The sequence below is a fragment of the Streptomyces sp. cg35 genome (assembly GCF_050410835.1).
Lineage (GTDB): Bacteria > Actinomycetota > Actinomycetes > Streptomycetales > Streptomycetaceae > Streptomyces.
This window is the reverse complement of sequence record NZ_CP191268.1, coordinates 5,278,145-5,297,708: the sequence shown is the minus strand read 5'-3', so window position 1 is coordinate 5,297,708 and position 19,564 is coordinate 5,278,145. Positions and strand designations below refer to the sequence as shown.

At 67.8% G+C, this 19,564-nt stretch carries 13 protein-coding genes; 6 read left to right on the top strand and 7 right to left on the bottom strand.

Annotated elements, in window-relative coordinates; all coding sequences use genetic code 11:
• The first annotated feature begins 492 nt into the window (after window positions 1-492).
• The 6 genes from ACQUQD_RS24190 to ACQUQD_RS24165 all read left to right on the top strand — a co-directional run bounded on the left by ACQUQD_RS24190 (window position 493) and on the right by ACQUQD_RS24165 (window position 6,220).
• On the top strand, window positions 493-804 hold the full coding sequence (locus tag ACQUQD_RS24190) for a hypothetical protein (RefSeq protein ID WP_428954234.1): 312 nt from the start codon (window positions 493-495) through the stop codon (window positions 802-804).
• Window positions 801-1,532 carry a hypothetical protein gene (locus ACQUQD_RS24185; RefSeq protein ID WP_428954233.1) on the top strand — a complete coding sequence of 244 codons (732 nt, stop codon included), beginning with the start codon at window positions 801-803 and terminating at the stop codon, window positions 1,530-1,532. Before ACQUQD_RS24190 ends, ACQUQD_RS24185 begins: the two co-directional genes overlap by 4 nt.
• Before the next feature lie 28 nt (window positions 1,533-1,560).
• Window positions 1,561-3,075: a hypothetical protein gene (locus tag ACQUQD_RS24180; RefSeq protein ID WP_428954232.1), complete on the top strand. Its 1,515-nt coding sequence runs from the start codon at window positions 1,561-1,563 to the stop codon at window positions 3,073-3,075.
• A gap of 39 nt (window positions 3,076-3,114) precedes the next feature.
• Window positions 3,115-3,633, top strand: a complete 519-nt coding sequence (locus ACQUQD_RS24175; RefSeq protein ID WP_428954231.1) for a hypothetical protein — start codon at window positions 3,115-3,117, stop codon at window positions 3,631-3,633.
• Between the two features lie 243 nt (window positions 3,634-3,876).
• Window positions 3,877-5,850 carry a PIG-L family deacetylase gene (locus ACQUQD_RS24170; protein ID WP_428954230.1) on the top strand — a complete coding sequence of 658 codons (1,974 nt, stop codon included), beginning with the start codon at window positions 3,877-3,879 and terminating at the stop codon, window positions 5,848-5,850.
• Window positions 5,851-5,905: 55 nt separating this feature from the next.
• On the top strand, window positions 5,906-6,220 hold the full coding sequence (locus tag ACQUQD_RS24165) for a hypothetical protein (protein WP_428954229.1): 315 nt from the start codon (window positions 5,906-5,908) through the stop codon (window positions 6,218-6,220).
• A 97-nt stretch (window positions 6,221-6,317) separates the two neighbouring features.
• Here ACQUQD_RS24165 and tuf read toward each other — a convergent pair whose 3' ends face one another.
• From tuf to rpoB, 7 genes are all read right to left on the bottom strand, one after another.
• Window positions 6,318-7,511 (bottom strand): elongation factor Tu, encoded by a 1,194-nt coding sequence (tuf, locus tag ACQUQD_RS24160; protein ID WP_428954228.1) that lies wholly within the window; start codon window positions 7,509-7,511, stop codon window positions 6,318-6,320.
• A 153-nt stretch (window positions 7,512-7,664) separates the two neighbouring features.
• Complete coding sequence (gene fusA / locus ACQUQD_RS24155) at window positions 7,665-9,791, bottom strand: elongation factor G (protein WP_428954227.1); 2,127 nt, start codon at window positions 9,789-9,791, stop codon at window positions 7,665-7,667.
• A 39-nt stretch (window positions 9,792-9,830) separates the two neighbouring features.
• A complete protein-coding gene (gene rpsG, locus ACQUQD_RS24150; protein ID WP_428954226.1) occupies window positions 9,831-10,301 on the bottom strand; it encodes a 30S ribosomal protein S7 in 471 nt (156 codons plus the stop codon).
• 2 nt (window positions 10,302-10,303) lie between these two features.
• The gene (gene rpsL, locus ACQUQD_RS24145) at window positions 10,304-10,675 is read right to left on the bottom strand and encodes a 30S ribosomal protein S12 (protein ID WP_003948652.1); all 372 of its coding nucleotides are present in this window, start codon (window positions 10,673-10,675) and stop codon (window positions 10,304-10,306) included.
• 272 nt (window positions 10,676-10,947) lie between these two features.
• Window positions 10,948-11,424, bottom strand: coding sequence for a DUF1707 and DUF4190 domain-containing protein (locus ACQUQD_RS24140; RefSeq protein WP_428957642.1), 477 nt, complete (start codon window positions 11,422-11,424; stop codon window positions 10,948-10,950).
• 178 nt (window positions 11,425-11,602) lie between these two features.
• Complete coding sequence (locus tag ACQUQD_RS24135) at window positions 11,603-15,502, bottom strand: DNA-directed RNA polymerase subunit beta' (protein WP_428954225.1); 3,900 nt, start codon at window positions 15,500-15,502, stop codon at window positions 11,603-11,605.
• 97 nt (window positions 15,503-15,599) lie between these two features.
• Complete coding sequence (gene rpoB, locus ACQUQD_RS24130; protein ID WP_428954224.1) at window positions 15,600-19,085, bottom strand: DNA-directed RNA polymerase subunit beta; 3,486 nt, start codon at window positions 19,083-19,085, stop codon at window positions 15,600-15,602.
• Window positions 19,086-19,564 lie beyond the last annotated feature (479 nt).

Sequence of the window (19,564 nt, the reverse complement as noted above, 5' to 3'; positions counted from 1 at the left end):
ACGCGGTCGGGCGTGTCGCAGTCCCGCTGACAGAAATATCCGTACGGATTTCCCTGCTAAGGGGGCTGCGGCCCGAGGCCGCATGTACCGGGGGAAGAAACCCACCGGGTGCCTGGCAGAGGGACCGCACCGCACTTCCCGGAAGATTCCCGTACGTCCGCCCCAGCGCTGCCGCAAGCGACAGATAAGGCGACGAGTACTGTGGGACTCGCTTCCGGTCCTCCCGGCGGGAGGCGCGCAGCATCGGCACTCAACCGAGCAACCCCGACAGTCTGCCATACGGGGCATGTCCGGGGCCAATCGAGCCGTAGAGATTACCCCCTGTGTGACTGAGGTCAAACCCTCGGCAGCGTCCGCCGTCGCGGACGGCGTGCCGGTGGACGTCTCGTGGCCGCTTCGTGCGGGCCACGTGACGCTTGCCGAGGCCCTTGGCATTGCCACGTATCCCGTGTGAAAGAGTCGCAGGACCGCAGATCACAGGGGGTCAAGGCCATGTCCGGCCACTGCAAGGCCGAGTTCGAAGCACTCGCCGGGCTCATCACCGATCTCAGCACGTGTGCCGACGGCATGCGTTCCGCGATGCGCGAGCTGAAGGACATCGGCCCCAAGGGGTCCGGGTACGACGACCTGGAAGACGCCTGCGACGACTTCCAGGACAAGTGGGGCTACGGGATCAAGCTGATCGCCGACGCCACCGGCGGGATCACCGACAAGGTGGCCAAGGCCGGCAAGGAGTTCCAGCACCTGGAGGACCTGGTCCGCAAGAAGGTCGAGGCCGTCGAGGCCAAGGACGCCCACCGGTGACGACAGCGCCCGAGACCGGCCACGGACCGGCCTTCCGCTTCGAGGTGCAGCCCGAGTTCCACGAGATCCCGCTCGGCCTCGACGCCGACGCCGCGGCCCTCGACGAGCGGCTGCGGCAGTTCGCCCGTGACTACTGGGGCGAGGGCGAGGAGCGGGAGCCACTGCGCAGGCTGACCGCCGTCCTGTACGGCGTCACCGCGCAGGACCTCACGGCGGGCGGCGCGGTCTACAGCGCCCTGGGCATCTTCCCCATCGGCGGCACCGCGGACGGATCCGAGCCGCCCGAGCGCATCAGCCGCGCCACGCTCACCGTCAGCGTGCGGGACCTGGAGAACCCGGATCCGCACATCAGCGCCGCCGGGATCGCCGAGGTCCTGGACAAGTCCGCCGAGAGCGGCGAGGTCCAGTCGATCGTGCTGCCCGCCGGGCCCGCGGTCGTGCACATCGCGGGCACACGCGCCGTGTGGGACCTGCCGACGCCGTCCGAGGAGCCCGATGGCGCCGCCGGCCCCGGCGAGCAGGAGCGCTTCTTCGTACGCATCGAGATCTGGCTGCCGTTCCCCGACGAGGACCGGCTGCTGCTCCTGTGCCTGAGCACGCCGGACACCCAGGATCTCTTCCACTACCAGGCGGTCCTCGCGGACATCGCCGACACGATCGCCTTCGGGGAGCAGGCACCGGCGTCCGCCGAGGCCGGCGCCGCGCACTCCCCCCTCGCCGCGTACTGACCGCGCAGCGTCAGCAGAGGACACCTCCATGACCACGCAGACCTACGACGCACTCGGCTTCGACCCGGCCCCGGGAGTGCCCGCTTCCGTGCAGAAGCTGGTCGCCTCGCTGGAGACGGCGGGCAAGCGGCTGGGGGACGCGCACGGGACGCTGTCCAAGCTGGGGAAGGGGAACGCCGCCTGGGAGGGCGTGGCCGCCGAGGCCTTCACCAAGAAGCTCGGCGATCTGCCCAAGTACCTTGCGGACGGCCACAGTTCGGTGGCGGACGCCACGCATGCGCTGAACGGCTGGCACACCCGGCTGACGGAGTTCCAGACCCTCGCGGGCCGCTACGAGCGCGAGGCCGAGGCGGCCCGGCGCACCCTCACGGAGGCACAGGGCAACCCCGACCTCAAGCTGGCGGGCAGGACCTTCGACACCGATGCGGCCCTGCACGACGCACAGCGGCGCCTGGACCACGCGACGCGGCGGGTGAACGAGGCGCAGGGCGACCTCGACGCCGTCATCAAGAAGGCCCGGTCCCTCCTGGAGCACCACGACGAGGCGGCCCGCGCCGCGGCCCGCGTCATCCGCGAGGCGGCCGGCATCGCGCCCGACCAGAGCCTGCTCGACAAGTTCGTGGACACGCTCAAGGACATCGGCAACAAGATCAAGGAGATCGCCGGCGACATCTGGAAGTGGATCCAGAAGCACGCGGACACGATCTACAAGATCGGCGACTGGCTGGGGTACGCGAGCGCGGCCTGCGACGTACTGGCGGTGGTCTTCTCGGAGACCGTCATCGGCGCGGCCGTCTTCGAGGGCATCGGCATGGCACTCAACGGCGGAGCGCTGGCCTTCCACGCGCTCGGGTGGGCCGCCGGTTCGAAGAAGGGGAACTGGACCGACATCGGCCTGGACATCATCGGCTTCGTCCCGTTCGGCGATCTCGCCCGCGCCGGGAAGGTCGCCAAGGGTGCCTTCAAGGGCGTCAAGATCCCGACGAACCTGCTGGAGGCGGGTTCCAAGGCAGCCGACGCGTTCAAGCGCGCGGACGACATCGTCGCGGCGGTCGGCGGCAGCGCCACGCGCAGCGTCGAGCAGGCCGGGATGCGCTCCCTGGGCATCGTCGGCAACCGGATCGACGCGCTCAAGATCACGGCCGACACCTTCGGCGAGCGCTTCAAGGTCGCCGTCGCCAAGGAGTTCGGCGACAGCACCCTGTACCGCGCGGCCGCCGGGCGGCTCGGCGGCCCCCTCGACCAGGTCGTGCCCAAGCTCGTCGAGCACACGCCGCTGGGCCGGATCCCTGCCATCGCCGACTCGGTCAAGCCGATCGTGGACGACGCGGGGAACACGGTCCGGCACTACGTCGATCCCCGGTCGTGGACCGCGCGCGGCTACGAGGCGGTCACCGGGGCCAAGGGCCTGTACACCGAAGGCGCCCGACTGATCCATGAGAACGTCGAATACGGTTCCGAGAAGGTGCACGAAGGGCTCGACAGGGCGCGCGAGACAGCCGGTGAGCTGGTGGACGGCGTCAAGAGCCTGAACCCCTTCTGACGGGCGGGACCAGGGGCAGGACAGTGACAGGACAGTGAGATGAACGTTATGCACCCCGAACCGCAGGCCGGCGGCAGGGCCCCCAAGTCGCTCACGGCTGCGCGCGTGCGGTACACGATGCAGTGGCTGTGGTTCCCGCTGCTCTGGGCGCTGTGGCTGGTGCCCTGGCTGGTCCTGGTGTTCCTGTACTTCGTCTTCCTTCCCTTCACCTTCCTGTGGGACCTCGACCTGCCGGGCATGCCCGGCACCGGCCGCCGGTTCCGCTGGCGCCGTCGCATGTGGCTGAACCGCAAGCGGATGCGCCGGGAGTGCTCCGCCGACCTGCCCTGGCTGGAGGACCAGCTGCGGGCCCTGTTCGACAACCGGTCCCCGGTTCTCGAAGGCCGCCAGAGCAGCGGCACCACCTGGCGGCACCGCGACGGCCGCATCGAGGTCGACGACAGCCACTACCGGCAGCTGGGTGTGGCACGCGCCGTCCAGATCGCCCAGGAGAACGGCTACGAGGCCGATGTGAGGGACGCACCGACGTGGCTGGTGTTCCGCTACCGCGGCGCCTGACTGGCTCGTCCCCGCCGCGTACATGGCCCTGCGGGCGTCCGGCGAGTGGCCGCCGACGCGCTGATCCCCGTCCGGGTGAACAGAACATGTACGCGCATGGAACCTGATCCCCATGGCGACCCTCTAGCCAGGTGAACAACCTGAACAGAGGCGAGCGCCCCACCCACCGCTGCCTCCACAGCGGACGGAGTGAGCGCCCCCGTGCGGAACCCACCTGCGACAGCCCTGCCCGGAATACGTGGAATGTCGCGCCGTGGGCTCCTGGCCGGCGGCGCCGCGCTCGCCGCCGCCGGCGCACTCACCGCCTGCTCCCGCACCGCCCCCGCTCCCCCGCCGCACACCACCGCCCCCTCCCCCGCGACCGGCCTCCCCGCCGCCCAGGCCGAGCGCGCCCTGCTGCTCCAGGTCCTCGCCCACCCCGACGACGACCTGTACTTCATGAACCCGGACACGCAGCACGCGCTCGACGCGGGCACCCCGCTGGTCTGCGTGTACGTCACGGCCGGCGAGGCCGACGGCATGAACAAGACGCCGGCCGACCGCGCCCCCGCCCCGAACAAGGCCGCCTACTCCGCGGCCCGCCACCAGGGCCTGCGCCAGTCGTACGCGACCCAGCTCGGCCTGCCCGTCTTCACCCGCTGGAACACCACCGTCACCCGCTTCCGGAACGGATTCCAGGCCGAGGTCAGCACCCTCGAACACCGGGGCCGCCGCGTCGAGTTGGTCCATCTCGACCTCGCGATGCACACCCCGGCCGGGCACATGGGCGTACCCGCTCTGTGGCGCGACCGCGGCCTGCTCCTGCGCACCCTCGTCCCGGAGGGGTCACCCCTGCGCACGGTCCAGACGTACGACTACGAGTCCCTGATCGGGGTCCTCGTCGAGCTGTACGAGCGCTACCGCCCCACCCTCGTGCAGACCCTCGACCCGGACCCCGACATCCAGCTGAGCGACCGGATCACCCAGATCCGCGACAGCGAGCAGCCCGGCTACTCCGATCACGCCGACCACACCGCCGTCGCCTGCTTCAGCTGGGCCGCGCTGATCCGCTGGGCGCAGACGGCCAAGGGCGGCCCGCCCGCGTTCGTGGCCACCGCGTTCCGCGGCTACTACAACCACCACTGGCCGAAGAACCTCCCGCCGCAGGTACTCGACCAGAAGGCCGCGCACCTGATCCCGTACGGCGCCGCCCCCGACTGGCAGTGCGGCAACCCGGCGGGCTGCGGCGACTACAACGTCGGCGGCGACCGCCCCCTCACCAACCGCAAGGGCTGGGTCCGCGCCACCCACTACCGCTACCCCGGCCCCCGCCTGGCCCTCGCGCAGAACGCCGACGGGCGGGTCACCGCGTACGGCGTGCTCGGCCTGCGCGCGGTCCGCTACGACGAGCGGGACGGGGCGGCCGGGGGGTTCGGCGCCCCCGCCGACCTCGGCGGCGGCCCGCTCGCCCCCGTGCTCGGCAGCGCCACGCTCCCCGACGGCCGCCACCTGGTGTTCGGCCTGCGGCTCGCCGCGATCGAGGGCAGGGGCGCGCCAGATGTGCGCGAGATCGTGGTCCTGGAGCAGCGCGGCCCGCGCAGATACGGCCCCTGGACCAGCCTCGGCAACCCGGAGAGCGACGCCGACCGCGGCCGCCGCACAGGCGTCCCCGTGGCGGTCACCGCCCCCGACGGCCGCGTCCACCTCTTCGTGCGCAACGCGGACCAGGGCATCAGCACCCGCGTCCGCGACACGGCGGGCACCTGGTCGCCCTGGCGCGACCTCGGCGGCGGCCCGGTCCAGGACGGCCTCACGGCGGTCGTCGGCGACGACGGGCAGGTGCACGTCTACGCCCCCGGCCACTACACCGTCCACCACTGGACCCCGGACGGCCCCGACCCGCTCACCGGCCTGCCCACCCCCGCGGACGCGATAGCCGCGGCGGGCAGCCGCCTCTACTTCCGCCCGCCCGCTTCCGACCGGCTGCTGTCCCCGGGCGGCCCGGCCGTGCACTTCCCCGGCTACGGCCCGGTGACGGCCGCCGGCCCCTACCTCCTCGGCCGCGACACCACCGGCCGCGTCCAGCTCCTCCACGCCGGCCGCATCACCCGCCCGGCCACCGCCCCGGTCACCCTGGACGGCCCGACCCTGACCACGAGCAGCCGCGGCCCCACAGCCGCGGGCCTGTCCCCGGACGCCCGACCGTGGCTGTGGCGACCGGCACAGGCGAAGGCCTGACCCCTCTCCCCGGAACACGGGCCACGGACCACGGACCACGGGCCGCACTGGCCCGATGCCCGACCTCTCCCCCGAGCCCGACGACATCGGCTGCGTCCGCACGGTCCTCGCCGTCCCGCTGACCCTCCTCACCCTGCCCGCCGCCTGGTTCTGCTGGACGGCCCTGACGATCCGCCCCGGATACCCCGAGGACGACGACGCCTACCGCGGCATCGAGGCCTCCTGCCTGGTCACCGTCTTTCTCGCCGGCGCGGCCGCCCTGCTGTGGCTTCTGCCCTCGGTGCGCCGCGTCCTGGGGTGGCCCTGGGTGGCCCCGGCCGCGGTGCTGCTGGTGGTCGCCGTGGTGCGCTGGGTGACCGTCCCCCAGTAGATGCGCGCATGCGAAAGGGCCCGTACGACCGAAGTCGTACGGGCCCTTTCGGAGCTCTAGGAGCTACCAGGCATCAAGCCCAACAGGCAAGCGGAGCTTACTTGTTGATCTTGGTGACCTGGCCGGCGCCCACGGTCCGGCCACCCTCACGGATGGCGAACTTCAGGCCCTCTTCCATGGCGACGGGCTGGATGAGCTCAACGGTCATCTCAGTGTTGTCACCCGGCATGACCATCTCGGTGCCCTCGGGGAGGGTCACGACGCCGGTCACGTCCGTGGTACGGAAGTAGAACTGCGGGCGGTAGTTGTTGAAGAACGGGGTGTGACGGCCACCCTCGTCCTTCGACAGGATGTACGCCTGCGCCTCGAACTCGGTGTGCGGCGTGACCGAACCCGGCTTGATGATGACCTGGCCGCGCTCGACGTCCTCGCGCTTGATGCCACGGAGGAGGAGACCGACGTTCTCACCGGCCTGGCCCTCGTCGAGCAGCTTGCGGAACATCTCGATGCCGGTGACCGTGGTGGTGGTCTTCTCGGTCTTGATGCCGATGATGTCGACGGTCTCGTTGACCTTGAGGATACCGCGCTCGATACGACCGGTGACGACGGTGCCACGACCGGTGATCGTGAAGACGTCCTCGATCGGCATCAGGAACGGCTTGTCGACGTCGCGCTCGGGCTCCGGGATGGACTCGTCCACGGCCTTCATGAGCTCGAGGACCGAGTTGCCCCACTCCTTGTCGCCCTCGAGGGCCTTCAGAGCGGAGACCTTGACGACCGGAACGTCGTCGCCCGGGAACTCGTACTCGGAGAGGAGCTCACGGACCTCGAGCTCGACGAGCTCCAGGATCTCCTCGTCGTCCACCATGTCGGCCTTGTTCAGGGCGACAACGATGTACGGAACGCCGACCTGGCGGGCCAGGAGCACGTGCTCCTTGGTCTGCGGCATCGGGCCGTCGGTGGCGGCGACCACGAGGATGGCGCCGTCCATCTGCGCGGCACCCGTGATCATGTTCTTGATGTAGTCCGCGTGACCGGGGCAGTCGACGTGCGCGTAGTGACGCGTCTCCGTCTGGTACTCGACGTGCGCGATCGAGATGGTGATACCGCGCTGGCGCTCCTCAGGAGCCTTGTCGATCTGGTCGAACGCCGAGGCCTCGTTGAGCTCCGGGTACGCGTCGTGCAGCACCTTGGTAATGGCGGCCGTGAGGGTCGTCTTACCGTGGTCAATGTGACCGATGGTGCCGATGTTGACGTGCGGCTTAGTCCGCTCGAACTTCGCCTTCGCCACTGGGTCCTCCTGTGGAGTGGTTCTGTACGCCTTGCTTCATCGGCGCCAGGTGATCTTTGCTGGAAAGCCCGGGCCCCGGGGCATTTCACGACGGTTGCCGCGAAATACCCCGAGAGACTCCGGAGTCAAGCCTAAAGCGTGAACTCGAGTGAGTTACTCGCCCTTGGCCTTCGCGATGATCTCCTCGGCGACGTTCCGCGGAACCTCGGCGTAGGAGTCGAACTGCATTGAGTAGCTTGCGCGACCCGACGTCTTGCTGCGGAGGTCGCCGACGTAGCCGAACATCTCCGAGAGGGGCACGAGGCCCTTCACGACGCGAGCGCCGCTGCGCTCCTCCATGGCCTGGATCTGGCCACGGCGGGAGTTGATGTCACCGATGACGTCACCCATGTAGTCCTCGGGCGTGGTGACCTCGACGGCCATCATCGGCTCGAGCAGCACGGGCTTCGCCTGACGCGCGGCCTCCTTGAAGGCCTGCGAACCGGCGATCTTGAACGCGAGCTCGGAGGAGTCGACCTCGTGGTAGGCACCGTCGAGAAGCGTGACGCGGACGCCCGTCATCTCGTAGCCGGCCAGGATGCCGAACTGCATGGCCTCCTGCGCACCGGCGTCCACCGACGGGATGTACTCCCGCGGGATACGGCCACCGGTGACCTTGTTCACGAACTCGTACGACGCCTCGCCGCCCTCGATGGGCTCGATCGCGATCTGCACCTTGGCGAACTGACCGGTACCACCGGTCTGCTTCTTGTGGGTGAAGTCCACGCGCTCGACGGCCCGACGGATCGTCTCGCGGTACGCGACCTGCGGCTTGCCGACGTTCGCCTCGACGCGGAACTCGCGCTTCATGCGGTCGACGAGCACCTCGAGGTGAAGCTCGCCCATACCACCGATGATGGTCTGGCCGGTCTCCTCGTCCGAGTGAACCTGGAAGGAGGGGTCCTCCTCCGAGAGACGCTGGATGGCGACACCCAGCTTCTCCTGGTCACCCTTGGACTTCGGCTCAATGGCGACCTGGATGACAGGCGCCGGGAAGTCCATGGACTCCAGGATGACCTGCTGCTTGTCGTCACAGAGCGTCTCGCCCGTGGTGGTCTGCTTCAGACCCATGACGGCGACGATGTCACCGGCGCCCACCGACTCGATCTCCTCACGCTTGTTCGCGTGCATGCGGTAGATCTTGCCGATGCGCTCCTTCTTGCCCTTGACGGGGTTCAGCACCGCGGTGCCGGACTCCAGGCGGCCCGAGTAGACCCGGACGAAGGTGAGCTTGCCCAGGTGCGGGTCGCTCATGATCTTGAACGCGAGGGCAGCCAGCGGCTCGTCGTCCGACGGCTTGCGCTTGACGACGACCTCGGGGTCCTTGACGTCGTGGCCCTCGATGGCCTCGACGTCGAGCGGGGTCGGCAGGTAGCGCACGACGGCGTCGAGCAGGGGCTGAACGCCCTTGTTCTTGAACGCGGTGCCGCAGAACACGGGGGTGACGGTGGTGTCGCCGCCCTTGCCGGAGGCGATGGTGATGCGACGCACGGCCGCGTACAGCTGCTCCACGGTGGGCTCGGTGCCCTCCAGGAACAGCTCCATCATCTCTTCGTCGTTCTCCGCGACGGCCTCGAGCAGCTTGCCGCGGTACTCCTCGGCAGCCTCGGTGTGCGTGGCGGGGATGTCGACGATGTCGTACGCCTCGCCCTTCGCGGCCTCGGCCGACCAGACGAACGCCTTCATCGTGACGAGGTCGACGACACCCTGGAAGTCGGCCTCGGCACCGATGGGCAGCTGCATGACCAGCGGGGTCGCACCGAGGCGGTCGACGATCATGTCGACGCAGCGGTGGAACTCGGCACCGGTACGGTCCAGCTTGTTCACGAAGCAGATGCGCGGCACGCCGTAACGGTCGGCCTGACGCCACACCGTCTCGGACTGCGGCTCAACGCCGGCGACGCCGTCGAACACCGTCACAGCACCATCGAGAACACGCAGGGAGCGCTCCACCTCAACGGTGAAGTCGACGTGCCCAGGCGTGTCGATGATGTTGATCGTGTAGTCGTCGTTCTCGAGCGGCCAGTGACAGGTGGTGGCAGCAGAGGTGATCGTGATGCCACGCTCCTGCTCCTGCTCCATCCAGTCCATCGTGGCAGCGCCGTCGTGGACCTCACCGATCTTGTACGAGACACCGGTGTAGAACAGGATCCGCTCGGTCGTCGTCGTCTTGCCCGCGTCGATGTGAGCCATGATCCCGATGTTGCGGACCTTGGCCAGGTCAAGTGAAGTGGTAGCCATAAGGCTTCAGTCTTCTCTCGGTCTCGATGTGGGTAGCGACTACCAGCGGTAGTGCGCGAAGGCCTTGTTGGACTCGGCCATCTTGTGCGTGTCCTCGCGCTTCTTCACGGCAGCGCCGAGGCCGTTGGAGGCGTCGAGCAGCTCGTTCATCAGACGCTCGGTCATCGTCTTCTCGCGACGGGCGCGGGAGTAACCGACGAGCCAGCGGAGCGCGAGGGTGCTGGCGCGGCCGGGCTTGACCTCGACCGGAACCTGGTAGGTCGCGCCACCGACACGGCGGGACTTGACCTCGAGGGTCGGCTTGATGTTCTCGAGCGCGCGCTTCAGCGTGATGACCGGGTCGGCGCCCGACTTCTCACGCAGGCCCTCCATGGCGCCGTACACGATGCGCTCGGCGGTGGAGCGCTTGCCGTTCAGCAGCACCTTGTTGATGAGGGAGGTCACCAGAGGAGAACCGTAGACCGGGTCGATGATGACCGGGCGCTTCGGGGCGGGGCCCTTACGAGGCATTCTTACTTCTCCTTCTTGGCGCCGTAGCGGCTGCGGGCCTGCTTGCGGTTCTTGACACCCTGGGTGTCGAGCGAACCGCGGATGATCTTGTAACGAACACCGGGCAGGTCCTTCACACGGCCGCCACGCACGAGCACGATGGAGTGCTCCTGCAGGTTGTGTCCCTCACCCGGAATGTAGGCCGTGACCTCGATGCCGCTGGTCAGACGCACACGCGCGACCTTACGGAGGGCCGAGTTCGGCTTCTTCGGGGTGGTCGTGAACACACGCGTGCAGACGCCACGGCGCTGGGGCGAACCCTCGAGTGCGGGCGTCTTGTTCTTCTCGACCTTGTCCTGCCGGCCCTTCCGGACCAGCTGCTGGATCGTAGGCACTACTTCTCCGGTTTCTGTGTGCCGAGTAGTAAAGCTAACCTGGAACGTTGCCGACCCACGCGGTCGGGTGTGTCGAATACTGCAGACCCCCGCTCGAAGGCGGGAAGGCGGCAGATTGCGGTGGCCTTGATCGGAATCGATCGGGACTCGCCGTGCGGCTGAAGACACGCACACGAGCCCAGGCACACCCCAGGCACAAGGTCTGAGCGTACCTATCTCATACGCTGCGGTCAAAACAAATGCCCCGCAGCCGGGACACGCCGGACGCCTGCTCAGGCGCCCGAGGAGCTCGCCATCGCGATCACGAACGTGAGGAACAGCACCCAGCCCGCGATCGAGAGCCAGCCGAGCACCAGCCCGGCCACGGCCATACCGTCGCCCTGCTCCCCGCTCCGCTTGATCTCGCCGCGGGCCATGTGCCCGAGGATCACCGCGGGAAGCCCGGTCAGACCCCCCGAGAAGAACGTCGACACCCCGCACACCAGCGCCCCGATGGCCTTGCCGTTGGTCGGCACGGGCAGCGGCGGAGCCGGCAGGAACGTCCGCGGCACCGGCGGCATCAGCTGCGGCTGCTGCGGTACGGGCCCCTGCGGAAGATCGGCGACGAGAACGCTCAGCTCCCCCACGGTGCGCGCCTGATACGCCCGCTCGACCCGCTTCTCGTACTCCCCCTGCGGCAGCCGCCCCTCGGCGAACCCGGCCCGCAGCACGTCCACGGCGCGCTCCCGGTCGGCGTGCGCGGCCAGCATCGACGGCTGCTGACCGTGCTGCGGCGGCCACGGCGCCGGCTGCCACGAAGAATTCGACACGAGACCACTCCCCCGGGACCCGGACACGTTGTGCCCTCCATCATGCGTCAACGCGCCGCAGGGCGGCCACCCCGGCATTCCCCGGGATGACCGCCCTGCGGTTCAAGCAGCTGCTCGCTTACTGGTTGTACGGACCGTAGTCGTAGTCCTCCAGCGGAACGGCCTGGCCGGAGCCGGTGCCGAACGGCGAGTAGTCGATGTCGTCGTAGCCGACGGCCGAGTACATCGCGGCCTTGGCCTCCTCGGTGGGCTCCACCCGGATGTTGCGGTAGCGGGACAGACCCGTACCGGCCGGGATGAGCTTACCGATGATGACGTTCTCCTTGAGGCCGATGAGGCTGTCGGACTTGGCGTTGATCGCCGCATCCGTCAGGACTCGGGTCGTCTCCTGGAAGGAGGCGGCCGACAGCCAGGACTCCGTCGCCAGCGAGGCCTTGGTGATACCCATCAGCTGCGGACGGCCGGAGGCGGGGTGACCGCCCTCGGTGACCACACGACGGTTCTCGGTCTCGAACTTCGAGCGCTCGACGAGCTCGCCCGGCAGCAGCTCCGCGTCGCCGGACTCGATGATCGTCACGCGGCGCAGCATCTGCCGGATGATGATCTCGATGTGCTTGTCGTGGATCGACACACCCTGCGAGTTGTAGACCTTCTGGACCTCGCCGACCAGGTGGACCTGGACCGCGCGCTGACCAAGAATGCGCAGCACGTCGTGCGGGTTGGTGGCACCCACGGTCAGCTTCTGGCCGACCTCGACGTGGTCGCCCTCGCCCACGAGCAGACGGGCACGCTTCGAGATCGGGAACGCCGTCTCGTCGCTGCCGTCGTCCGGGGTGACGACGAGCTTCTTGGTCTTCTCGGTCTCCTCGATGCGGACACGGCCCGCGGCCTCGGAGATCGGGGCGACACCCTTCGGCGTACGAGCCTCGAAGAGCTCGACGACACGGGGCAGACCCTGGGTGATGTCGTCACCGGCCACACCACCGGTGTGGAAGGTACGCATCGTCAGCTGGGTACCGGGCTCACCGATGGACTGGGCGGCGATGATGCCGACCGCCTCACCGATGTCGACCAGCTTGCCGGTGGCCAGCGAGCGGCCGTAGCAGAAGGCACAGGTGCCGACCGCCGACTCGCAGGTGAGCACCGAGCGGGTCTTGACGACCTCGACACCGTGCGCGACCAGCGCGTCGATGAGCACGTCGCCCAGGTCGACGTTGGCCGGCGCGATGACCTTGCCGTCGACGACGATGTCCTCGGCGAGCATACGGGCGTACACGCTGGTCTCGACGTCGTCGGCCTTGCGCAGGACGCCGTCGGCGCCGCGCTCGGCGATCGTGAGCTTGAGGCCACGGTCGGTGCCGCAGTCCTCCTCGCGAATGATGACGTCCTGCGAGACGTCGACCAGACGACGGGTGAGGTAACCCGAGTCGGCGGTACGCAGAGCGGTGTCCGCCAGACCCTTACGAGCACCGTGCGTCGAGATGAAGTACTCCAGCACCGACAGGCCCTCACGGAAGGAGGCCTTGATCGGACGCGGGATCGTCTCGTTCTTGGCGTTCGACACCAGACCACGCATACCGGCGATCTGACGCATCTGCATCATGTTTCCTCGGGCACCCGAGTCAACCATCATGAAGATGGGGTTGGTCTTCGGGAAGTTCGCGTTCATCGCCTCGGCAACCTCGTTGGTCGCCTTGGTCCAGATCGCGATGAGCTCCTGAGTGCGCTCTTCCTTCGTGATGAGACCGCGCTCGTACTGCTTCTGGACCTTCTCGTCCTGCGCCTCGTAGCCCGCGACGATCTCCTTCTTCGCCTCGGGAACGACGACGTCGGAGATGGCCACGGTGACACCGGAACGGGTCGCCCAGAAGAAGCCCGCCGCCTTCAGGTTGTCGAGCGTCGCCGCCACGATGACCTTGGGGTAGCGCTCGGCCAGGTCGTTGACGATCTCGGAGAGCTGCTTCTTGCCCACCGAGTAGTCGACGAACGGGTAGTCCTCGGGCAGCAGCTCGTTGAAGAGCGCGCGGCCCAGGGACGTACGCAGCCGGAAGCTGTCGCCCGTCTGGTACTCGGGCTCGCCCTCCTCGGCAGCCGGCGGGGTCCAGCCGCGCGGCGGGATGGTGCCCACCGGGAAGCGGATGTCGATCTGCGACTGCAGCGCCAGCTCGCCGGCGTCGAACGCCATGATCGCCTCGGCCGTGGAGCCGAACGCGCGGCCCTCGCCCTTGGTGTCACGCAGCTCGCCGTCGGTGGTGAGGAAGAACAGACCGAGGACCATGTCCTGGGTCGGCATCGTCACCGGGCGGCCGTCGGCCGGCTTGAGGATGTTGTTCGAGGACAGCATCAGGATGCGGGCCTCGGCCTGCGCCTCCGCGGACAGCGGCAGGTGCACGGCCATCTGGTCACCGTCGAAGTCCGCGTTGAACGCGGTGCAGACGAGCGGGTGGATCTGGATGGCCTTGCCCTCGACCAGCTGCGGCTCGAAGGCCTGGATACCGAGGCGGTGCAGGGTGGGAGCACGGTTCAGCAGAACCGGGTGCTCGGCGATGACCTCTTCGAGGACGTCGTACACGACCGTGCGGCCGCGCTCCACCATGCGCTTGGCACTCTTGATGTTCTGCGCGTGGTTCAGGTCGACCAGACGCTTCATCACGAACGGCTTGAAGAGCTCCAGCGCCATGGCCTTGGGCAGACCGCACTGGTGCAGCTTCAGCTGCGGGCCGACGACGATGACGGAACGCGCCGAGTAGTCGACTCGCTTACCGAGCAGGTTCTGACGGAAACGACCCTGCTTGCCCTTCAGCATGTCGCTGAGGGACTTGAGCGGGCGGTTACCGGGACCGGTCACCGGGCGACCACGACGACCGTTGTCGAAGAGGGCGTCCACGGCCTCCTGGAGCATGCGCTTCTCGTTGTTCACGATGATCTCGGGCGCACCGAGGTCGAGAAGGCGCTTCAGGCGGTTGTTGCGGTTGATGACACGGCGGTACAGGTCGTTCAGGTCGGAGGTCGCGAAGCGGCCACCGTCCAGCTGCACCATCGGACGCAGGTCCGGCGGGATGACCGGCACGCAGTCGAGCACCATGCCCTTGGGGCTGTTGCTGGTCTGCAGGAACGCGGAGACGACCTTGAGGCGCTTGAGCGCACGGGTCTTCTTCTGGCCCTTGCCGGTACGGATGATCTCGCGGAGGCGCTCGGCCTCCTCCTCGAGGTCGAAGGACTCCAGGCGCTTCTGCAGCGCCGCGGCACCCATCGAACCGTCGAAGTACGTGCCGAAGCGGTCGCGCAGCTCGCGGTAGAGCAGCTCGTCGCCCTCGAGGTCCTGGACCTTGAGGTTCTTGAAGCGGCTCCACACCTCGTCGAGACGGTCGATCTCGCGCTGCGCACGGTCGCGCAGCTGCTTCATCTCACGCTCGGCGCCCTCGCGCACCTTGCGGCGCACGTCGGCCTTGGCACCCTCGGCCTCGAGCTCGGCCAGGTCGGTCTCGAGCTTCTTGGCCCGGCCTTCCAGGTCGGAGTCGCGACGGTTCTCGATCTGCTGACGCTCGACCTGGACGTGCGCCTCGAGGGAGGGCAGGTCGCGGGTACGGCGCTCCTCGTCGACGAACGTGATCATGTACGCCGCGAAGTAGATGACCTTCTCGAGGTCCTTGGGCGCCAGGTCCAGCAGGTAGCCGAGGCGCGACGGGACACCCTTGAAGTACCAGATGTGCGTGACGGGAGCGGCCAGCTCGATGTGGCCCATCCGCTCACGGCGCACCTTGGCGCGAGTCACCTCGACGCCGCAGCGCTCACAGATGATGCCCTTGAAGCGGACACGCTTGTACTTGCCGCAGTAGCACTCCCAGTCCCGGGTCGGACCGAAGATCTTCTCGCAGAAGAGTCCGTCCTTTTCGGGCTTGAGTGTGCGGTAGTTGATGGTCTCGGGCTTCTTGACCTCGCCGTGGCTCCACTGACGGATGTCGTCAGCGGTGGCCAGACCGATCCGGAGCTCATCGAAGAAGTTGACGTCGAGCACTATGCGTCAATCCCTCTCAGGGTTGTAAGTCTGTGGTCTGAAACGGGGGTCGCGGGGTCGGTAGGGGCCCATTCCTGGGCCCCTACCGGAACTCCCGTCAGACCTCTTCGACGCTGCTCGGCTCGCGCCGGGACAGGTCGATGCCGAGCTCCTCCGCAGCGCGGAAGACGTCCTCGTCGGTGTCGCGCATCTCGATGGACATGCCGTCCGAGGACAGCACCTCCACGTTGAGGCACAGGGACTGCATTTCCTTGATGAGCACCTTGAAGGACTCGGGAATGCCGGGCTCGGGGATGTTCTCGCCCTTGACGATGGCCTCGTAGACCTTCACGCGGCCGGTGACGTCGTCGGACTTGATGGTCAGCAGCTCCTGGAGGGCGTAAGCGGCGCCGTACGCCTCCAGCGCCCACACCTCCATCTCACCGAAGCGCTGGCCACCGAACTGGGCCTTACCACCCAGCGGCTGCTGGGTGATCATCGAGTACGGACCGGTCGACCGGGCGTGCAGCTTGTCGTCGACCAGGTGGTGGAGCTTGAGGATGTACATGTACCCGATGGAGATCGGGTCCGGGAACGGCTCGCCGGAGCGGCCGTCGAACAGCCTCGCCTTACCGGTCGGCTGCACCATGCGCTCGCCGTCGCGGTTCGGGATGGTGTGCTGCAGCAGACCCGCGAGCTCGTCCTCACGCGCACCGTCGAAGACCGGGGTGGCGACGTTCGTGCCCGGGGCGACCTGGTCGGCACCGATGGCCTGCAGGCGCTGCGCCCAGTCGTCCGCGAGGCCGGAGACGTCCCAGCCGCGGCTGGCGAGCCAGCCGAGGTGGATCTCCAGGACCTGTCCCGGGTTCATTCGGGACGGCACACCCAGCGGGTTCAGGATGATGTCGACCGGAGTTCCGTCCTCGAGGAACGGCATGTCCTCGATCGGAAGGATCTTCGAGATAACACCCTTGTTGCCGTGGCGGCCGGCGAGCTTGTCACCGTCCGTGATCTTGCGCTTCTGCGCCACGTAGACACGAACCAGCTGGTTCACGCCCGGCGGCAGCTCGTCGCCCTCTTCACGGTCGAAGACGCGGACGCCGATGACCTTGCCGATCTCACCGTGCGGCACCTTCAGGGAGGTGTCGCGCACCTCGCGCGCCTTCTCACCGAAGATCGCGCGGAGCAGGCGCTCCTCCGGGGTCAGCTCGGTCTCACCCTTGGGCGTGACCTTGCCGACGAGGATGTCGCCGGCGACGACCTCGGCACCGATCCGGATGATGCCGCGCTCGTCGAGGTCGGCGAGGACCTCCTCGGAGACGTTCGGGATGTCCCGGGTGATCTCCTCCGGGCCGAGCTTGGTGTCACGGGCGTCGACCTCGTGCTCCTCGATGTGGATCGAGGAGAGGACGTCGTCCTGCACGAGGCGCTGCGACAGGATGATCGCGTCCTCGTAGTTGTGACCCTCCCACGGCATGAACGCCACGAGCAGGTTCTTGCCGAGGGCCATCTCGCCCTCTTCGGTCGCGGGACCGTCGGCCAGGACCTGGCCCTCGATCACGCGGGCGCCCTCGTCCACGACAACCTTCTGGTTGACCGAGGTGCCCTGGTTCGACCGGGAGAACTTGTGCAGGCGGTACGTGGTGTACGTGCCGTCGTCGTTGGCGGTGGTGATGTAGTCCGCGGAGACCTCCTGGACCACACCGTCCTTCTCGGCCTTGAGCACGTCGCCGGCGTCGGTGGCGCAGCGGTACTCCATGCCGGTGCCGACGAGCGGCGCCTCGGACTTAATCAGCGGCACGGCCTGACGCATCATGTTCGCGCCCATGAGCGCGCGGTTGGCGTCGTCGTGCTCGAGGAACGGGATCATGGCGGTCGCGACCGACACCATCTGGCGCGGCGAGACGTCCATGTAGTCGACGTCGTCACCGGGGACGTAGTCGACCTCACCGCCACGACGGCGGACCAGGACGCGGGACTCCTCGAACCGGAACTCGTCGCTCAGCGGGGCGTTGGCCTGCGCGATGACGAAGCGGTCCTCCTCGTCGGCGGTCAGGTAGTCGACCTCGTCGCCGACGACACCGTCGGTGACCTTGCGGTACGGCGTCTCGATGAAGCCGAACGCGTTGATCCGGCCGTACGAGGCGAGCGAACCGATCAGACCGATGTTCGGGCCTTCGGGCGTCTCGATCGGGCACATGCGGCCGTAGTGCGACGGGTGAACGTCACGGACCTCGAAGCCGGCCCGCTCACGGGAGAGACCACCCGGGCCGAGGGCGTTCAGACGACGCTTGTGCGTCAGCCCCGACAGCGGGTTGTTCTGGTCCATGAACTGGGACAGCTGCGACGTACCGAAGAACTCCTTGATCGACGCCACGACCGGGCGAATGTTGATCAGGGTCTGCGGCGTGATCGCCTCGACGTCCTGGGTAGTCATGCGCTCGCGCACGACGCGCTCCATACGGGCGAGACCCGTACGGACCTGGTTCTGGATCAGCTCGCCGACGTTACGGATACGACGGTTGCCGAAGTGGTCGATGTCGTCGGTCTCGACGATGATCGAACGACCGGACTCGCCGACCGTCTCGGTCTCACCGGCGTGCAGCTTCACCAGGTACTTGATGGTGGCGATGACGTCGTCGGTGGTGAGCACGCCGGCGTCCAGCGGCTCGTCCGCGCCGAGCTTCTTGTTCACCTTGTAGCGGCCGACCTTCGCGAGGTCGTAGCGCTTCGGGTTGAAGTAGAGGTTCTCGAGCAGCGTCTGAGCGGCCTCACGGGTCGGGGGCTCGCCCGGACGCAGCTTGCGGTAGATGTCGAGCAGCGCGTCGTCCTGGCCCTGGGTGTGGTCCTTCTCCAGGGTGGCGCGCATGGACTCGTACTCGCCGAACTCCTCCAGGATCTGCTCGGTCGTCCAACCGAGAGCCTTGAGCAGGACGGTGACGGACTGCTTGCGCTTGCGGTCGATGCGCACACCGACCATGTCGCGCTTGTCGATCTCCATCTCCAGCCAGGCACCCCGGGACGGGATCACCTTGGCGGAGAAGATGTCCTTGTCGGACGTCTTGTCGATGGAGGAGTCGAAGTAGACACCCGGCGAACGGACCAGCTGGGACACCACGACACGCTCGGTGCCGTTGATGACGAAGGTGCCCTTGTTGGTCATGAGCGGGAAGTCGCCCATGAAGACCGTCTGGGACTTGATCTCGCCGGTCTCGTTGTTGGTGAACTCGGCGGTGACGAAGAGCGGGGCGGCGAAGGTGAAGTCGCGCTCCTTGCACTCGTCGATCGAGTTCTTCGGAGGCTCGAAGCGGTGGTCGCGGAACGTCAGAGACATCGACCCGGAGAAGTCCTCGATCGGGGAGATCTCCTCGAAGATCTCTTCCAGACCGGACTTGGTGGGGACGTTCTGTCCGCTTTCGAGAGCCGCCTCGACACGAGCCTTCCACGCGTCGTTGCCGAGCAGCCAGTCGAAGCTCTCGGTTTGCAGCGCAAGAAGGTTCGGAACCTCGAGGGGCTCCTTGATCTTTGCAAAGGAGATGCGCAGCGGGGCAGTGCTGGCGCCATTGTTCGTATTCGCGGTCGAGGCGTTGCGCGAGGCGGCCAAGAGGGGGTCCTTCCGAGGGCTCGGACTCACTACGCGCGTACCGGTCCCAAGCCGGGCAGAGAGACAGAATCCCGCCCGGCTCGGCCATAAGGCCAGGTCAGGGCTGGTTCAGTCCACTGTGCTCAAGCGAGGGCATGCCCCTGGTGACGGGCAGGGAGCAGCTAACAGGCAGCGCAAAGGGACAGTGTAGCCAGAAGGCCCACTGATGTCCAGTGCGGGTTTTTTGAGACCCTCGTTGTTCTCAACCGTTCACCGTCTGCGGCGTACCTTGTGCGCTGAGCGCACATCCTTACTGCCCTCTTCGTCGTCGATCCATGCCTCGGATCCGGATCGTTGTGACGACGCGTCCTGAGAATTGCGCGCTGCGTGCGGTTCGTCAAGGCCCCCTCTTGGCCGAACAGGAGTGGCCCCAGGCACAACGAAGATCACCATACTCTGCGGGACCAGCAGTGCAAGGCACCGTCGGCGCGCGAGCCAGC

Coding starts and splice junctions, on each gene's coding strand:
- ACQUQD_RS24190 (WP_428954234.1), top strand. CDS start 493: ATGTCCGGCCACTGCAAGGCCGAGTTCGAAGCACTCGCCGGGCTCATC.
- ACQUQD_RS24180 (WP_428954232.1), top strand. CDS start 1,561: ATGACCACGCAGACCTACGACGCACTCGGCTTCGACCCGGCCCCGGGA.
- ACQUQD_RS24175 (WP_428954231.1), top strand. CDS start 3,115: ATGAACGTTATGCACCCCGAACCGCAGGCCGGCGGCAGGGCCCCCAAG.
- ACQUQD_RS24170 (WP_428954230.1), top strand. CDS start 3,877: ATGTCGCGCCGTGGGCTCCTGGCCGGCGGCGCCGCGCTCGCCGCCGCC.
- ACQUQD_RS24165 (WP_428954229.1), top strand. CDS start 5,906: ATGCCCGACCTCTCCCCCGAGCCCGACGACATCGGCTGCGTCCGCACG.
- fusA (WP_428954227.1), bottom strand. CDS start 9,791: ATGGCTACCACTTCACTTGACCTGGCCAAGGTCCGCAACATCGGGATC.
- rpsG (WP_428954226.1), bottom strand. CDS start 10,301: ATGCCTCGTAAGGGCCCCGCCCCGAAGCGCCCGGTCATCATCGACCCG.
- ACQUQD_RS24140 (WP_428957642.1), bottom strand. CDS start 11,424: ATGCTGGCCGCGCACGCCGACCGGGAGCGCGCCGTGGACGTGCTGCGG.